Raw genomic sequence first — 15,275 nt, forward strand, 5'->3', positions numbered from 1 at the left:
TGCAGTCCCCCAGGTTAGTCCAGCTTGCGTATCCAGATGTTGCGGAAACTGATCGGTGGCGACGGATCGCCGTGCGCCTGCAGCTTCACCGCGGCGTCGGTGTAGGGCTTGTATTTCGGCTTGCCGATGTAGGTCGTCTCACCGGCCAGTTCGCGATGGTTCTGCACGAGCACGCCGTTGTGAAACACGGTCACATAGGCCGGGGTTTTCAACGCGCCGTCAGCGGCGAACACGGGCGCCGTCCAGACGATGTCGTAGACCTGCCACTGACCCTGCGGACGCATCGCGTTGACCAGCGGCGGCGCCTGCTTGTACACGCTCGCGGCCTGACCGTTGACGTAAGTCTTGTTGTTGTACGAATCGAGGATCTGGACTTCGTAGCCTTCGTCACCCTTCCCGGTCGAAGCCAGGAATACGCCGCTGTTGCCGCGCAGTTGACCTTCACCGGTAAGCCCTTCGGGTTCAAGCCATTCCAGATGCAATTGATAATTCTTGAAATGCTGCTTCGTTTGGATGTTGCCGCTGGGCTTGTCGACGGTGACCACGCCGTCGTGCACCTTCCAGCGCGCGGGCGAGCCGTCCTTGACCGTTTCCCACTGATCGAGATTGCGCCCGTCGAACAGCACGATCGCATCCGACGGCGCCGCGCCGGCCGCGTTGCCGGGCGTGATCACCGGCGGCACCGGCTCCCACTGCTCGGTAGCTTTCGGGTCGGTCGGTTCCGGCGCATTCTCGGCGACGCGGACCTGCGCGCGCGCTGACGATTCGCATGCAAGCAGGAGAACGAACGTTGCCGCGACCGCAGAAGCAAGGATTTTCATGTCTTGAACTCTCATTTCCATCGATCCAATGGGAACCTGTTGAAACCGTAGCGAGCGAAGAGCCGATCTTATCTAGGATCGGGCGTGTCGCCGGAGCGCAGGAACCGGAATGTACGTAGAAGTACATGAGGATTCCGAGCACCGCCGGAACGCAACATCGAGCGCAGTAGGTTTCAAGAGGTCCCCCAATGATTACACCGAACAAATCGCGAACGCTTCGGCCTGCGACACGGACACATCGGGGCGCGTCGGCGAGAATTCGTGTGCGACATAGCCGGTATAGTTCAAATCGGCGATCGCGGTCGCGATGGCGCGATAGTTGAGCTCCTGCGTGTCGTTGATCTCGTGCCGTCCGGGAACGCCGCCCGTGTGGAAATGGCCGATCCACGCGATGTTCTCGCGAATCGTGCGGATCACGTCACCTTCCATGATCTGCATGTGGTAGATGTCGTAGAGCAGCTTCACGTTCGGCGAGCCGATGCCTTTCATCACCGCCGCGCCGAACGCGGTGCGATCGCCCTGGTAGCCGTGATGGTCGACCTTGCTGTTGAGCAGCTCGACGCAGATGGTGATGCCGTTCTCCGCCGCCAGCGGCGCAATCTTCGACAAGCCCGTGACGCAATTTTCCGCCGCCTTGCCCTCGTCGATCGACGGATTGCGGTTGCCGAACATCGCGATGAGGTTCTTCACTCCGGCCTTTTTCGCCAGCGGAATCGCCGTCTCGAGTTCCTTGAGCAGCATCGCGTGGTTGGCCGGATCGTTGAATCCGGTCTGGATGAATTTCTCGCGCTTGCTCGCATAACCCATCGACACGGCCAGGCCGCTGTCGTTCACGATCGACCATTCGTCCGGATAGATCAGGTCGATGCCGGCAAACCCCATGCCTCTTAGACTACGGCACAGCTCGGGCAGCGATTCCTTCGACGTCCAGCGACACAGGGACTGCTTGAGTCGGCCCGGCGCCTTCGCCGGCATCGTCTTCGCGGGCTCGCTCGCGGCCAGCGTCGACGCGATTCCCGCGCCCGCAAGCGCAACCATACTGCTCAGCGCGGTGCGCCGATTGCTGCCTTTCGTATCCAACGGCATGCCTGCCTCCGTTATCGAACGATTCAAGCCTACCCGCAGGCTTCTCTGATGGTGATCGGGTTGGCCTGCTTCGACAACGTGGTACCGATGACATGCCAAGACGAGAACTTGCACAATCGCGAAAATTCTTTCACGCCGCGCTGCAGCAAGAAAAGAACGAACCTCCGTTTCCACAGGTCCGCGAGCTGTGGCTTGGTAGCCGGGGAATCCTTATGCAGACTGCAATCGCAGACGCGGCGACGCATGCGACAACACCGACAAGCCACGTTCGACCGCCGCCGTTCCGCTGCGCGCGAGTTCGACGATTTCGCCGATTTTTGCGAACGCGGCGAGAAATTCGCCGACCTCGGCGCCGCTGCCGGTGAACTCGATCGTGCGCACGCTGCCGGTGATGTCGATCACCTGCGCGCGCGGATACTTGCGCAACGCGCCGACGAAGGCGCCGAGCGCTTCGGCGCGCACTTCGAGTTTGAGGATCAGCAGTTCGGTTTCGATATGGTCGAGGCTGGTCAGGTCGGCGATTTCGAGCACCTCGATGAGCTTGCGCGATTGCTTGATGATCTGGTCGATCACCGCGTCGCTGCCCGCAGTGACGAGGGTCAGCCGGGAGATGGCTTCGTCGTGCGTCGGCGCGACGGTGAGCGACTCGATGTTGTAGCCGCGCGCGGAAAACATGCCGGCGACGCGGGCGAGCGCGCCGGCTTCGTTTTGCAGGAGGATAGAGATAATGCGACGCATCAGAACATCTCCGCCGGACCGACTTCCTGCCCGGTCGGCTTCTGCCGCGACGGGATGAAATCGCCGGTGATCATTTCGGCATAGGCCATGCCGGGGCCGACCATCGGGTAGACGCCGGCATCGGGATCGATGATGACCTCGAGGAACGCCGGTCCGTCGAACGCGACGAACTCGGCGATGACGCGCGGCAGATCTTCCGGTTTCTCCAGACGCTGCGCCCACGGAAAACCATCGGCCTGCGCGGCCTTGACGAAGTCCTTCTTGTGCAGGCTCTTGTCGCTCGCCGAGAAGCGTCCCTTGAAGAACAGCTTCTGCCACTGCCGCACCATGCCGTCGCCGAAGTTGTTGAGCACGACGACCTTGATCGGCAGATTGTACGTCGTCACCGTTTCCAGCTCGCCAAGGTTCATGCGGATCGAAGCGTCGCCATCGATGTCGATCACGATCGCATCGCGCCGCGCGAACGCCGCGCCGATCGCCGCCGGCAGGCCGAAGCCCATCGTGCCCATGGAGCCGGACGTGAGCCACAGGCGCGGCTCGCAAAAATCGAAGTACTGCGCGGCCCACATCTGGTGCTGACCGACGCCGGTGGCGATGACCGCGTTGCCTTTCGTGTGCCTGTTGATTTCCTCGATCACTGCGTACGGCTGGATGACGGCCGCGTTGCGGTCAAAATTCATTGCATAGGTTTTCTTCAACTCGGCGATGTGCGCGTGCCAGTCGGCGTAAGCACCCTTCCCTTTCGGATCGAAACCGGCCTTCTCGCCGAAAGCGCGCAGGGCCGCGAGGGCGCTAACCAGATCGCCCAGGTGATGCCAGTCGACGCGCTTGACCTTGTCGATCTCGGCCGGGTCGATGTCGAGATGGGCGATGAACTTCGCACCCGCGGCAAACTTGTGCGGGACGCCGGCGACACGATCGTCGAAGCGGCTGCCGACCGCGATCAGGAAATCGCAGTCCTCGGTCGCATAGTTCGCGAACGCGGTGCCGTGCATGCCGAGCATGTGCAGCGACAGCGGCTGGGTCGTGTCGGTCGCGCCAATGCCCATCAGCGTCGTCACGGACGGAATACCGAACGCAGCGGCGAACTCGCGCAGTGCGCTCGCCGCTTCGGCTGCGATCACGCCGCCGCCCGCGTAGATCAGCGGCCGCTTCGCCTTGGCCAGTGCATCGAAGAACGTCTTGCTCGCCGCGTCATCGAGCACCGACTTGGCAATGTCGTCGAGACGTGCGCGATATCCCGGCAGCGGTAGTCGGCTCGCACCGTCGAAGACGAGGTTCGTGTTCTGCACGTCCTTCGGAATATCGACGACGACCGGTCCCGGCCGCCCCGTGCGCGCGATCTCGAATGCCGAGCGCAGCGTCGCTTCGAGCTTCGAGGCATCGGTGACGAGGAACACGTGCTTCGCGCAGGCTGCCATGATGTTGCTGATCGGCGCTTCCTGGAAGCCGTCGCTGCCGATTGCCGCGGTCGGCACCTGGCCGCAGATCACAACGATCGGAATCGAATCGGCCATCGCATCGCGCACCGGCGTAACCGTGTTCGTCGCACCGGGACCCGATGTCACGATCGCGACGCCGACTTTGCCCGACGCGCGCGCGTAACCTTGGGCCATGAAGCCGGCGCCCTGTTCGTTCGCCGGCACGATCAACGGCAGCGGCTCGCTTCCGTCGGCGCGTTTGTGCTCGTGGTTGTAGCGGAACACCGCATCGTAGACCGGCAGGATCGCACCGCCGGAATAGCCGAATACGACATCGACGCCCTCGTCGGCGAGCACCTGTACGACGATGTCCGCGCCGGATAGGTTCTTGCCGGCAAGCGGATGCTTGCCGGATGTTGGCGTATTCGATATCTGTGACGGTTTCAGTTGTGCGTTCATAGCCAATCCCGGATGCGTTAACACCGGCGTTCAGCGGCAGCGCAAGCTGCCGACTGCAACGGCGGTAGTTATTGCTGCAGCGAAGCTGTCGGCAATAACCTTATTTTTGCTGGTTCAACCACACCATCTTCTCGCGCAACTGCGCGCCGATCTTCTCGATCGGATGGTCGAGATCGGCCTGCTTGAACTTCTTGTAATTCGGCAGGCCGGCCTTGTATTCCGCGGTCCAGTTCTTGGCGAAGGTGCCGTCCTGGATGTCCTTCAATACCGCTTTCATGCGTTCCTTCGTCGCCGCATCGACGATGCGCGGGCCGCTGACGTAATCGCCGTACTGCGCCGTCTCGGAAATGAAGGTCAGCATCTTGGTGATGCCGCCCTGGTAAAGCAGATCGACGATCAGCTTCAGCTCGTGCAGTACCTCGTAGTACGCGATCTCCGGACGGTAGCCGGCTTCGACCAGCGTCTCGAAACCCTTTTGCACGAGCTCGCTCGCGCCGCCACAAAGCACGGCCTGTTCGCCGAACAGGTCGGTTTCGGTCTCTTCCTTGAAGTCGGTTTCGATCAGCAGCGCACGCGCGCCGCCGAGGCCGGCCGCGTAGGCCATCGCCTTTTCCTTGGCCTTTCCGGTGACGTCCTGGTAGACGGCGTAGAGGCACGGTACGCCGCGGCCGATTTCGTATTCGGTGCGCACGAGATGGCCCGGGCCCTTCGGCGCGACGAGGATCACGTCGATGTCCTTGCGCGGCGTGATCGTCTTGAAGTGGACGTTGAAGCCGTGTGCGAACAGCAGCGCCGCGTTCGGCTTGAGGTTCTTCTCGATCGCGTTGACGTAGAGGTCGGGCTGGACCATGTCCGGCGTCAGCACGGCGACGAGATCGGCCTGCTTGACGGCCTCGGCGGGCTCGACCACGGTGAAGCCGTCGGCCTTGGCCGTCGCGGCGGTGGCGCCGCCGGCGCGCAGGCCGACGATCACGTCGAGGCCGGAATCACGCAGGTTCAGCGCATGCGAGCGGCCCTGGCTGCCGTAGCCGAGAATGGCGATCTTCGACTTCTCGAGCGCCGCGGTGGTGACGGTGGGGGATGCAGTAGACATTTTCTATTTCTCCACAAAGTTAAAAGTACAAATCGATAAAAAGCTGCAAGCTTGTCGTCATTACGGCAGCGTCTGCCGCGACGACGAGCTAAATCTCCATCACGGCACCGCGCGATGCCGAGCCGACGCTCTTGGCATATTTCGCGAGGATGCCGCGCTTGACCTTCGGTTCCGGCGCGACCCAGGCCTTGCGCCGCGTCTCGAGATCGGCGTCGGTCTCGATCACGCGGCGTTCGCCATCGATCACGATCGTGTCGCCCTCGCGCAGCAAGCCGATGCCGCCGCCCTTCACCGCTTCCGGAGCGATATGGCCGACCATGAAGCCGTGCGTCGCGCCGCTGAAGCGGCCGTCGGTGATCAGCGCGACGTCATCGCCGAGCCCGCGCCCGACCAGCGCCGCGGTGACCGCGAGCATCTCGCGCATGCCCGGCCCGCCGGCTGGGCCCTCGTTGCGGATCACGATCACGTCGCCGGCCTTGATCGCGCCGGCCTGCACGGCCTTGAACGTCTCCTCTTCGCTTTCGAACACGCGCGCAGGGCCAGTGAATTTGAGCCTGCCCTTGCCGGCGAGTTTGAGCACGCAGCCTTCGGATGCGAGATTGCCGTAGAGGATCGAGTAGCCACCGCGCGGCTTGAACGCCTTCGACACCGGCACAACGACCTGCTGATCGGCCGGCGCCGCCGGCGCTGCGTCGACTTCCTCGAAGAGAGTCTTGCCGGTCATCGTCGGCGCGTCTTCGATCAGCTTGGCTGCGCGCAATTCGCGCAGCACCTGGGTCAAACCGCCCGCCGCGGTCATCTCGATCGCCGTGTATTTGCCGCCGGGCATCAGGTCGGCGATCACCGGCGTCGTCTTCGACGCGACTTCGAAATCTTCCAGGCTCAGCGGCACATCGGCTTCGCCCGCAATCGCGAGCAGATGCAGCACGGCGTTGGTCGAACCCGCCGTCGCGTTAGCGACGCGCGCGGCATTGCGGAACGCCGTCGTGCTGAGCACGTCGCGCGGACGTAGGTTGCGTTTCAGATTCTCAACCGCGATCTCGCCACAGCGTTTGGCGACATCACGCTTGTGCGGATCGGTCGCGGCGACGTCGTTGAAACCGAGCGGCGACAAACCCAGCGTCATCAACATCATCGACATCGTGTTCGCGGTGAATTGGCCGCCGCAAGCACCCGCGCCCGGGCACGCCTTGCTTTCGACGTCGTGCAGGCGTGCGTCGTCGATCTTGCCCGCACCATGCGCGCCGACCGCTTCGAACACCTGTTGGATCGTGATCGATTTGCCGTCGAGCGTGCCGTGGTCGATGCTGCCGCCGTACAGCGCGACGCCCGGGATGTTGAGGCGCGCTAGCGCCATCGCTGCAGCCGGAATCGTCTTGTCGCAACCGCAGAGCACGACCATCGCGTCGAGCGAATGACCGTCCACCGCGAGTTCGATCGAGTCGGTGATCACCTCACGGCTGATCAGCGAAGCGCGCATGCCGGGCGTGCCCATCGCGATGCCGTCGGTGACCGCGATCGTGTTGAATTCGATCGGCGTGCCGCCGGCTGCGCGCACGCCTTCGGCGACGTGTTCGGCGAGCTCGCGCAGGTTGAGATTGCACGGCGAGACGTTCGACCACGTATGCACGACGGCGACGAGCGGCTTCTTGATCGCGGCTTCGTCGAGACCGGTCGCATAAAGCATCGCGCGTGCCGGCGCGCGATCCGGGCCGGACTTCATGACGTCGCTGCGCAGCTTAGTTCCATTGTTCGACATCAGGCGGCTTCCTTCTGCGCCGTGCCGAGACGCGCGAGCACCGCCGCGCCGACTTCACTCGTATTCGCGCTACCGCCGAGATCACGCGTCAGCGTGCCCTGTTCGATCACGGCATCGACCGCCGCTTCGACTTCCTTCGCTTCGGCTTCGAGACCGAGCGAATAGCGCAGCAACAGCGCGACGGACAAAATTGTGCCGAGCGGATTGGCGAGCCCCTTGCCGGCGATATCGGGCGCGGAGCCGTGGATCGGCTCGTACAAACCCACCTTGCCGTCGCCGAGCGACGCGGAAGGCAGCAGGCCGAGCGAACCGGCGAGCGCCGCGGCTTCGTCGGTAAGGATGTCGCCGAACAGATTCTCGGTAACGATCACGTCGTACGCCGACGGACGCGTCAGCAACAGCATCGCCATCGAATCGACGAGCTGATGTTCGAGCTTCACGTCGTGATAGTCTTTCGCCACGCGCTCGACCGTCGAACGCCACAGGCGCGAGGTTTCTAGCACGTTGGCCTTGTCGACGTGGGTGACGTGCTTCTTGCGTCCGCGCGCGAACTCGAAGGCGCGACGCGTTGCACGCTCGATCTCGGCAACGGTGTATTTGCACTCGTCGGTCGCCGTGTCGGCCGTGCGTGTCTTCGCACCGAAGTACGCACCGCCGGTCAGTTCGCGCACGAACAGCATATCGACGTTCTGCAGCTTCTCGTTCTTCAACGGTGAGAGATTCGCCAGCTTCGGATGCACGCGCACCGGACGCAGGTTGGCATAGACGCCGAGCGTCGCGCGCAGCGCGAGCAGGCCTTGCTCCGGGCGCACCTTCGCATTCGGATCCGACCATTTCGGGCCGCCGACCGCACCGAGCAGCACCGCATCCGCGGACTTGCACGACGCCACCGTCGCCGGCGGCAGCGGATCGCCGTGAGCGTCGATCGCCGCGCCGCCGATCAACTGCTCGTCGAACGTAAATTCGTGGCCGTGTTTCGCGGCGACGGCACGCAACACTTCGACCGCGGAGGCGACGACTTCAGGACCGATGCCATCGCCTGGCAACAGGGTGATTTTTGCTTTCATTCTTTGCCTTTCTCTTCTGAAAATTACGCCGCTCTCGCCTGCTCGAACGCGGCGATCTGCGCTTCATGCTGCAGCAGGAAACCAAGCTGATCGACGCCCATCAGCAGGCAATGCTTGGCGAACGGCTCGAGCGGAAACTCGATCTTCCTGCCGTCAGGCAACTCGATCGTCTGCGCGGCGATATCGATCTTGAGCTCAATACCCGGATGATCGAGCAGATACCTGTGATCGGCCTCGTCGAGCACGACGGCGAGCAAGCCGTTCTTCAGCGCGTTGCCGCGAAAGATGTCGGCGATCTCGCTCGAAAAAACGGCATGGATGCCGTAGTCGGTCAGCGCCCACGGCGCGTGCTCGCGCGAGGAACCGCAGCCGAAGTTGCGGCCGGCGACAAGAATCTCGCAGCCGCGCGCTTCGGGTTTGTTCAACGCAAACTCGGGGTCTTCGCTGCCGTCGGCGCGATAGCGCCAGTCGTTGAACAATGATTTGCCGAGGCCGGTGCGTTCGGTCGTCGTGAGAAAGCGCGCCGGGATGATGCGGTCGGTGTCGATATTCTCGAACGGCAAAACAGCCGTGCGTGATTGGATATGAGTCAACGGATTCATGCGGCTTCCGAAATGTATTGGGAAGGATCGGCCACGACGCCAGCGAGCGCGGATGCGGCCGCGACGAGCGGGCTCGCGAGCACGGTGCGCACGCCCGGTCCCTGGCGACCTTCGAAATTGCGGTTACTGGTCGAGACGACGAGCTGGCCCGGCTTGCCGATGTCGCCGTTCATACCCAGGCACATTGAGCAGCCCGGCTCGCGCCATTCGGCGCCGGCGGCACGAAAAATCTCGTGCAGGCCTTCTTTCTCGGCTTCGCGCTTGACCTGCTCCGAGCCCGGCACAACGAGCATGCGCACGCCGTCAGCGACCTTGCGTCCGCGCAGCACGCTCGCCGTCGCACGCAGGTCGGACAGGCGTCCGTTCGTGCAACTGCCGACGAAGACGATATCGACCTTGGTGCCGGCAAGTTGATGGCCCGCCTCGAGCTGCATGTAATCGAGCGCGCGTTGTTCGAGCGCGTCTTTCGCCGCCGGCACTGCCGCGTCGAGCGCGATTACCATGCCCGGGTTGGTACCGTAGGTGACGCTGGGTTTGATCGTAGCCGCGTCGATCACGACTTCGCGGTCGAACACCGCGCCGGGATCCGATTTGAAACCGCTCCAAAGCTTGACCGCGTTATCCCAGTCCAAGCCCTTCGGCACACGCTCGCGTCCGCGCAAGAATTCGAACGTGGTCGCGTCGGCCGCGATCAGACCGGCCTTGGCGCCAGCCTCGATCGACATGTTGCACACGGTCATGCGCTCTTCCATCGTCAGCGCCTCTATCGCGCTGCCGCGATATTCGATGACGTGGCCGGTGCCGCCGTTCATGCCGATCCTGCCGATGATATGCAGGATCAGATCCTTCGCGGTGACGCTTTTCGTGAGCTTGCCGTTGACCGTGATCGAGAGCGACTTCGGCTTGCGCTGCAGCAGGCACTGCGTCGCGAGCACATGACCGACTTCGGTCGTGCCGATGCCGAACGCAAGCGCGCCGAATGCGCCATGCGTGGAAGTGTGGCTGTCGCCGCAAACGATCGTCATGCCGGGCTGGGTCGCGCCGAGCTCCGGCCCCATCACGTGCACGATGCCGCGGTTGGAACTGTTCCAGCCGTACAGTTCGACCCCGAATTCCTTCGTATTCGCTTCAAGCTTGGCGACCTGGGCTTCGGTCGCCTTATCCAGATACGGCCGCTTGCCGTTCGCGTCGGGCGGCAGGGTCGGCGTCGAATGGTCCATCGTCGCGACGATGCGATCGGGGCGGCGCACCTTGAGCCCGCGGATGCGCAGCTCCGCAAACGCCTGTGGCGAAGTGACTTCGTGCACCAAGTGCAGGTCGATGTAGAGGATCGCCGGCGTCGCCGCGGTTTCCGCGGCAACCTGATGCGCATTCCAAATCTTGTCGAGCAGGGTTTGCGGAGCCGTGGACATGTTAAGCAGCCGCCTTCTTCTGATCCGCGGACACCGGCGTCAGCCAGCCCCATTCGTCGCGGGTCTCACCGTTGAACAAGCCGAAGAACGCCTTCTGCAGCGACTTCGTGATCGGACCCGGCTTGCCTTCGCCGACCGGCTTGCGGTCGACCGAGCGTACCGGCGTGATCTCGGCTGCAGTACCGACCATGAAGACTTCGTCGGCCGTGTACAGCGCCTCGCGCGGCAGATCGCGCTCGACCACCTCGTAGCCGAGCTTGCCGGCGAGCGTGATCACCGTATCGCGCGTGATCCCGGCGAGGATGCTCGCGCTCGTCGTCGGCGTAGTGATCTTGCCGTTGCGGATGATGAACAGGTTCTCGCCCGCGCCTTCGCTGAGCAGGCCGTTGTAGCCGAGCGCGATGCCTTCGTGATAGCCGTGGCGCTTCGCTTCGAAGCCGATCAGCTGGCTCGACAGATAATTGCCGCCGGCCTTGGCCCACGACGGGAACGTGTTCGGCGCCGCGCGGTGCCACGACGACACGCAGACGTCGGCGCCCTTCTCGATCGCGTCGCCGAGGTAGGCGCCCCACTCCATCGCGATAATGCAGACGTCGACGCTCGAGCCTTCCTTCGGCATTACGCCGAGCGGCCCGGCGCCGCGGAACACGAGCGGACGCAGATAGGCCGACTTCATCTTGTTCGCGGCGACAACTTCACTGTTTGCAGCAACGATCTGTTCGAACGTGTAGGGAACGTCGATCTCGTAGATCTTGGCCGACTCGAATAGACGGCGCGTGTGGTCGGCAAGGCGGAAATGCTGCGGGCCTTGCGGCGTCGAATACACGCGCTGCCCCTCGAACACGGACGAACCGTAGTGCAGCGCGTGCGCGGTGACGTGCACGGTCGCCTCGTTCCAGGGCTTGAGCTTGCCGTTATGCCAGATGAATTCGGTGTTTGCCATATTGGTTCCTTTGCAATTCCTGAAGCGGTTTAGACACGGTTTGATTGGGGTCGAGCGAAACGCCTCGCCGTAGGCGAATTCTACGTCCTATCCCCGCCGCGTCGCGCCGATAACTTGTCTTTCATGCCGATTTTGCCACCAGCGGCAATGCCTGGCCGAGCTTGATGCGTTCGATGCGATTGACCACCTCGAGCGCTGCGAACGCGGTGGCCTCGACGATATCGGTCGACACACCGCGGCCGATCAGCTCGCGCCCGCCATGGTTGATCGTCAGCGTCGCACGGCCCTGCGCGTCGGCGCCGTAGGAAAGCGAACGTATCTGGAAGTCGGCGATGTCCAGCGGCGTGCCGGTCGCGCGCTCAATCGCGCGCAGCATTGCATGCACCGGGCCGTCGCCGAGCGAGCCTTCGGTCTCGCCGACGCTGCGTCCGTCTTCATGGCGCAAGCGCACCGAAGCCGAGGCACCGCCACCGAGATGCGAAGTCGCGTGCATCTGTTCCAGCGTCCAAGGACCGAGTGCGGCCGGATCCTGGCCGAGCACGAGCGCATCGAGATCGCTGTCGAACACTTCCTTCTTCTTGTCGGCCAGCGCCTTGAAACGCGGGAAGATTTCCTCGACCTGCGCGTCGTCGACCTCGTAGCCGAGCGATTTCAACCGATCGCGCAACGCGTGCTTGCCCGAGTGCTTGCCGAGCACGAGTTGGGTCTTCTCGACGCCCACGTCCTCCGGCCGCATGATCTCGTAGGTCTCGCGATTCTTCAGCATGCCGTGCTGGTGGATCCCCGATTCGTGCGCGAACGCGTTCTCGCCGACGATCGCCTTGTTGCGCGGAATCGTCGAGCCGGTGACGTTGGCGAGCAGGCGCGCGGTCGGGTACAAGAGCTGCGTGCGGATACCGGTCTCGACATTGAACCGGTCCGCGCGCGTGCGCAGCGCCATGACGATTTCTTCGAGCGCAGCATTGCCCGCGCGCTCGCCGATGCCGTTGATCGTGCACTCGACCTGGCGCGCGCCGGCAGCCACTGCGGCGATGCTGTTGGCCACGCCGAGGCCGAGATCGTTGTGGCAGTGCGAGGACAGGATCACCTTGTCGATGCCGCGCACTTCGCGTTTCAGGCGCGAGAACAGCGCGTAGATTTCCTCGGGCGTCGTGTAGCCGACCGTGTCGGGCACATTCACCGTTGTCGCGCCTGCTTCGATCATGGCGGATAGCACTTCGATCAGGAACTCCGGCTCGGTGCGGATCGCGTCCTCGGCCGAGAACTCGATGTCGTCACTGTGCTGGCGCGCGTGATGGATCGCCTTGATGCCGGTCTCGATCACCTGCTCGCGGCTCATGTTGAGCTTGTGCCGGCGATGCAGCGGACTGGTCGCCAGGAAGATGTGGACGCGTTTCTTCTTGGCGGGTTCCAGCGCACGCACGCAGGCATCGATGTCGCCGAGCTGCGCGCGGGCAAGGCCGGCGATGATGGGCCCACGGACTTCTTTCGCGATCGCATGCACGGCTTCGAAGTCGCCCACGGATGCCTGGGGGAATCCCGCCTCGAGCACGTCGACGCCGAGTTCGGCCAGCGCGTGCGCCATGTGCAGCTTCTGCGGCCGGCTCATGGAAAAGCCCGGTGACTGCTCGCCGTCGCGCAGCGTCGTGTCAAAGATGCGCACGCGTTCGCGCGCGGGTACTACGGCTGGATCGCTGGTCTTGTTCATTGCTGCACCTCAAAGCTATTCGTCGGAGACGGCCGCGCTGCGCGCGGTTTGTTGCAATCGAAACTTTTTACCGCCAGAAACGACAAACCCCGCACTCGTCGCCGGGTGCGGGGTTCTGGATTCTTCGCCTGGTTGTGTTGCTCAGACGCGCCCTAACCCGCACCTCCGGTGCTAATAAGTACGAGGGCAAGAAGAAGCAGCGCGCCGCGCACGCGAACAGCCCGAGCGAAGAGGCTGGAAGCGAAGTTGCGCTGGCTGCTGCGTTGCGTCATGGGCCAAACGTAAACGATGCCCGCATGCCTGTCAACACCTGTAGGCAAAGAATTTTCACCACGCACGGGAATACGCCGGCGAATGGACGAATTCCGTGCGGATTTCTTTACGTCTAGACGGATGGATGTCCAAATGAGACCAGGTCACCGCAGCCGCAGCCACGTGGCTCCGCCCCAACGAAAAAGCCCGCCATATGGCGGGCTTGATCGCAACGTCTCCAGAATGCTCACTTGACCGGCTGTACTGCCGCCGCCTGCGAGCCCTTCGGACCCTCTATGACTTCGAAACTGACCTTCTGACCCTGCTGCAGACTACGAAAACCTTGGGTATTGATCGCCGAATAGTGCACAAACACGTCTTCGCCACCATCTTCGGGTGCAATGAACCCAAACCCCTTGGCATCGTTGAACCATTTCACAGTACCAGTACGCATACGACCTCGATACACGAATGGACGGATGGGCCGGAACCGCTCCCCAATCCCCTTTGCGGCGCCGGCACAACGAAAGTATAACGCCGATTTTACAAAAAATTTCAAGCTTGGCAGTTTTATGGCCGTCGGGGACGCCATCGGGCTCCCCGCCCAGCCCCGGCCCCGGGTAGCTCAGCTCAGCAGCGCGGAAACAATCGGCGGAATCTTGGCGGTGGCGGCTTCGAGATGGGCAAATATCTCAGGCAAGCTGATTTCAGGCGCGGCATTGCCCTGTGGACAGCCTGCGGCCCAGTTCGCGACCACGGCGAGGCAGGCATAGCCGAGCTTCAGTTCCCGTGCCAACGCCGCCTCGGGCATGCCGGTCATGCCGACGAGGTCGCAGCCGTCGCGGCGCATGCGCGCGATTTCGGCGCGCGTTTCCAGTCGCGGCCCCTGGGTCGCGCCGTAGCAGCCGCCGTCGACGACGGCGATGCCTGCACGCTGCGCTGCAGCAAGCACTGCCGAGCGCAAGCCCGCGCTGTAGGGCTCGGTGAAGTCGATATGCTCGACCTTGACACCGTCGGCATCGCAGAAGCTCGTGAGGCGGCCATGGGTATAGTCGATGATCTGGTCCGGCACCGCGATCGCCCGCGGCCCCATGTCGGCGCGGATGCCGCCCACCGCGTTGACCCCGAGCACCCGGGTGGCCCCCAGGCTGTGCAGCGCCCAGACATTGGCGCGGTAGTTGATCCGATGCGGCGGGATCGAGTGCCCGCTGGCATGGCGTGCCAGGAAAGCGACGCGCTTGCCTCCAAGCTCGCCGAGCGTGATCGCATCCGAAGCCGGCCCGTACGGGGTCTCGACCGTACGTTTCTCCATCTTCTCCAGGCCCGGGAAGTTGTACAGACCCGTGCCGCCGATGATGGCGAGGTCCAAACTCATAGCGCGTAGATTCCCGGCAGGTTGCGGCCTTGCTCATGGAAATCCATGCCGTAGCCGAACACGTAGCGGTCGGGCACGCGCACGCCGACGAAATCGGCACGCAGGCCCGGCGTGGCGCGGTCGTGGCGCTTTTCGCACAGCACCGCGATCAGCACGCGCTTGGCACCCTCGTCGATGCAGAAATCGCGGATCGCCTTGAGCGTGTGGCCTTCGTCGAGGATGTCGTCGACGAGCAACACCGTCTTGCCGGTCAGCGTCGCGCGCGGCTGCTTGACCCAGAGCAGGTCGTGGCCGCGCGTGCCGCCGCGGTAGCGCGTCGCATGCACGTAGTCGAATTCGAGGTCAGTCGGTATAGCGAGTGCAAGCACGCCGCCGAAGATCAGGCCGCCGTTCATCACGGTCATGAAGATCGGTACGTCGCCTTCGAGGGCGTCCTCGATCTCCTTGCCCATCGTGCGGATGCGCGCGGCAAGCTCTTCACCGGAGAACAGCAACTCGGCGGTCTTCATCGCTTCGGCGAGTGCGGGTTTGTCGGTCAC

The 15,275-nt window shown here is 63.5% G+C and carries 14 protein-coding genes; all 14 read right to left on the reverse strand.

The features are described from left to right. Window positions 1-14 precede the first annotated feature (14 nt). Window positions 15-821 carry a 3-keto-disaccharide hydrolase gene (locus F455_RS0111745; RefSeq protein WP_018973487.1) on the reverse strand — a complete coding sequence of 269 codons (807 nt, stop codon included), beginning with the start codon at window positions 819-821 and terminating at the stop codon, window positions 15-17. A gap of 192 nt (window positions 822-1,013) precedes the next feature. Continuing rightward, complete coding sequence (locus tag F455_RS0111750; protein WP_018973488.1) at window positions 1,014-1,907, reverse strand: hydroxypyruvate isomerase family protein; 894 nt, start codon at window positions 1,905-1,907, stop codon at window positions 1,014-1,016. 210 nt (window positions 1,908-2,117) lie between these two features. Continuing rightward, window positions 2,118-2,645, reverse strand: coding sequence for an acetolactate synthase small subunit (gene ilvN, locus F455_RS0111755; RefSeq protein ID WP_018973489.1), 528 nt, complete (start codon window positions 2,643-2,645; stop codon window positions 2,118-2,120). Further along, window positions 2,645-4,525, reverse strand: a complete 1,881-nt coding sequence (gene ilvB, locus F455_RS0111760; RefSeq protein ID WP_018973490.1) for a biosynthetic-type acetolactate synthase large subunit — start codon at window positions 4,523-4,525, stop codon at window positions 2,645-2,647. The genes ilvN and ilvB overlap by 1 nt, the downstream gene beginning before the upstream one ends. A 100-nt stretch (window positions 4,526-4,625) precedes the next feature. Continuing rightward, the gene (gene ilvC / locus F455_RS0111765) at window positions 4,626-5,618 is read right to left on the reverse strand and encodes a ketol-acid reductoisomerase (RefSeq protein ID WP_018973491.1); all 993 of its coding nucleotides are present in this window, start codon (window positions 5,616-5,618) and stop codon (window positions 4,626-4,628) included. An 88-nt stretch (window positions 5,619-5,706) separates the two neighbouring features. Beyond that, on the reverse strand, window positions 5,707-7,377 hold the full coding sequence (gene ilvD, locus F455_RS0111770) for a dihydroxy-acid dehydratase (RefSeq protein WP_018973492.1): 1,671 nt from the start codon (window positions 7,375-7,377) through the stop codon (window positions 5,707-5,709). Then, entirely contained in the window at window positions 7,377-8,444 is a 1,068-nt protein-coding gene (gene leuB, locus F455_RS0111775) for a 3-isopropylmalate dehydrogenase (protein WP_018973493.1), read from the reverse strand. Before leuB ends, ilvD begins: the two co-directional genes overlap by 1 nt. Before the next feature lie 23 nt (window positions 8,445-8,467). Beyond that, entirely contained in the window at window positions 8,468-9,046 is a 579-nt protein-coding gene (leuD, locus tag F455_RS0111780) for a 3-isopropylmalate dehydratase small subunit (RefSeq protein ID WP_018973494.1), read from the reverse strand. Then, window positions 9,043-10,458, reverse strand: a complete 1,416-nt coding sequence (gene leuC, locus F455_RS0111785) for a 3-isopropylmalate dehydratase large subunit (RefSeq protein ID WP_018973495.1) — start codon at window positions 10,456-10,458, stop codon at window positions 9,043-9,045. The genes leuD and leuC overlap by 4 nt, the downstream gene beginning before the upstream one ends. A gap of 1 nt (window position 10,459) precedes the next feature. Further along, window positions 10,460-11,401, reverse strand: coding sequence for a branched-chain amino acid transaminase (locus F455_RS0111790; protein WP_018973496.1), 942 nt, complete (start codon window positions 11,399-11,401; stop codon window positions 10,460-10,462). A 121-nt stretch (window positions 11,402-11,522) separates the two neighbouring features. Continuing rightward, window positions 11,523-13,109, reverse strand: coding sequence for a 2-isopropylmalate synthase (locus F455_RS0111795; RefSeq protein WP_018973497.1), 1,587 nt, complete (start codon window positions 13,107-13,109; stop codon window positions 11,523-11,525). Between the two features lie 499 nt (window positions 13,110-13,608). Continuing rightward, window positions 13,609-13,815, reverse strand: a complete 207-nt coding sequence (locus F455_RS0111800; protein WP_018973498.1) for a cold-shock protein — start codon at window positions 13,813-13,815, stop codon at window positions 13,609-13,611. Window positions 13,816-13,986: 171 nt separating this feature from the next. Continuing rightward, complete coding sequence (locus F455_RS0111805; RefSeq protein WP_018973499.1) at window positions 13,987-14,736, reverse strand: S-methyl-5'-thioinosine phosphorylase; 750 nt, start codon at window positions 14,734-14,736, stop codon at window positions 13,987-13,989. Continuing rightward, entirely contained in the window at window positions 14,733-15,245 is a 513-nt protein-coding gene (locus F455_RS0111810) for a hypoxanthine-guanine phosphoribosyltransferase (RefSeq protein WP_033409967.1), read from the reverse strand. The genes F455_RS0111805 and F455_RS0111810 overlap by 4 nt, the downstream gene beginning before the upstream one ends. Window positions 15,246-15,275: the final 30 nt, after the last annotated feature.

This window comes from Rudaea cellulosilytica DSM 22992 (assembly GCF_000378125.1).
In the GTDB taxonomy this organism is placed as follows: Bacteria; Pseudomonadota; Gammaproteobacteria; order Xanthomonadales; family Rhodanobacteraceae; genus Rudaea; species Rudaea cellulosilytica.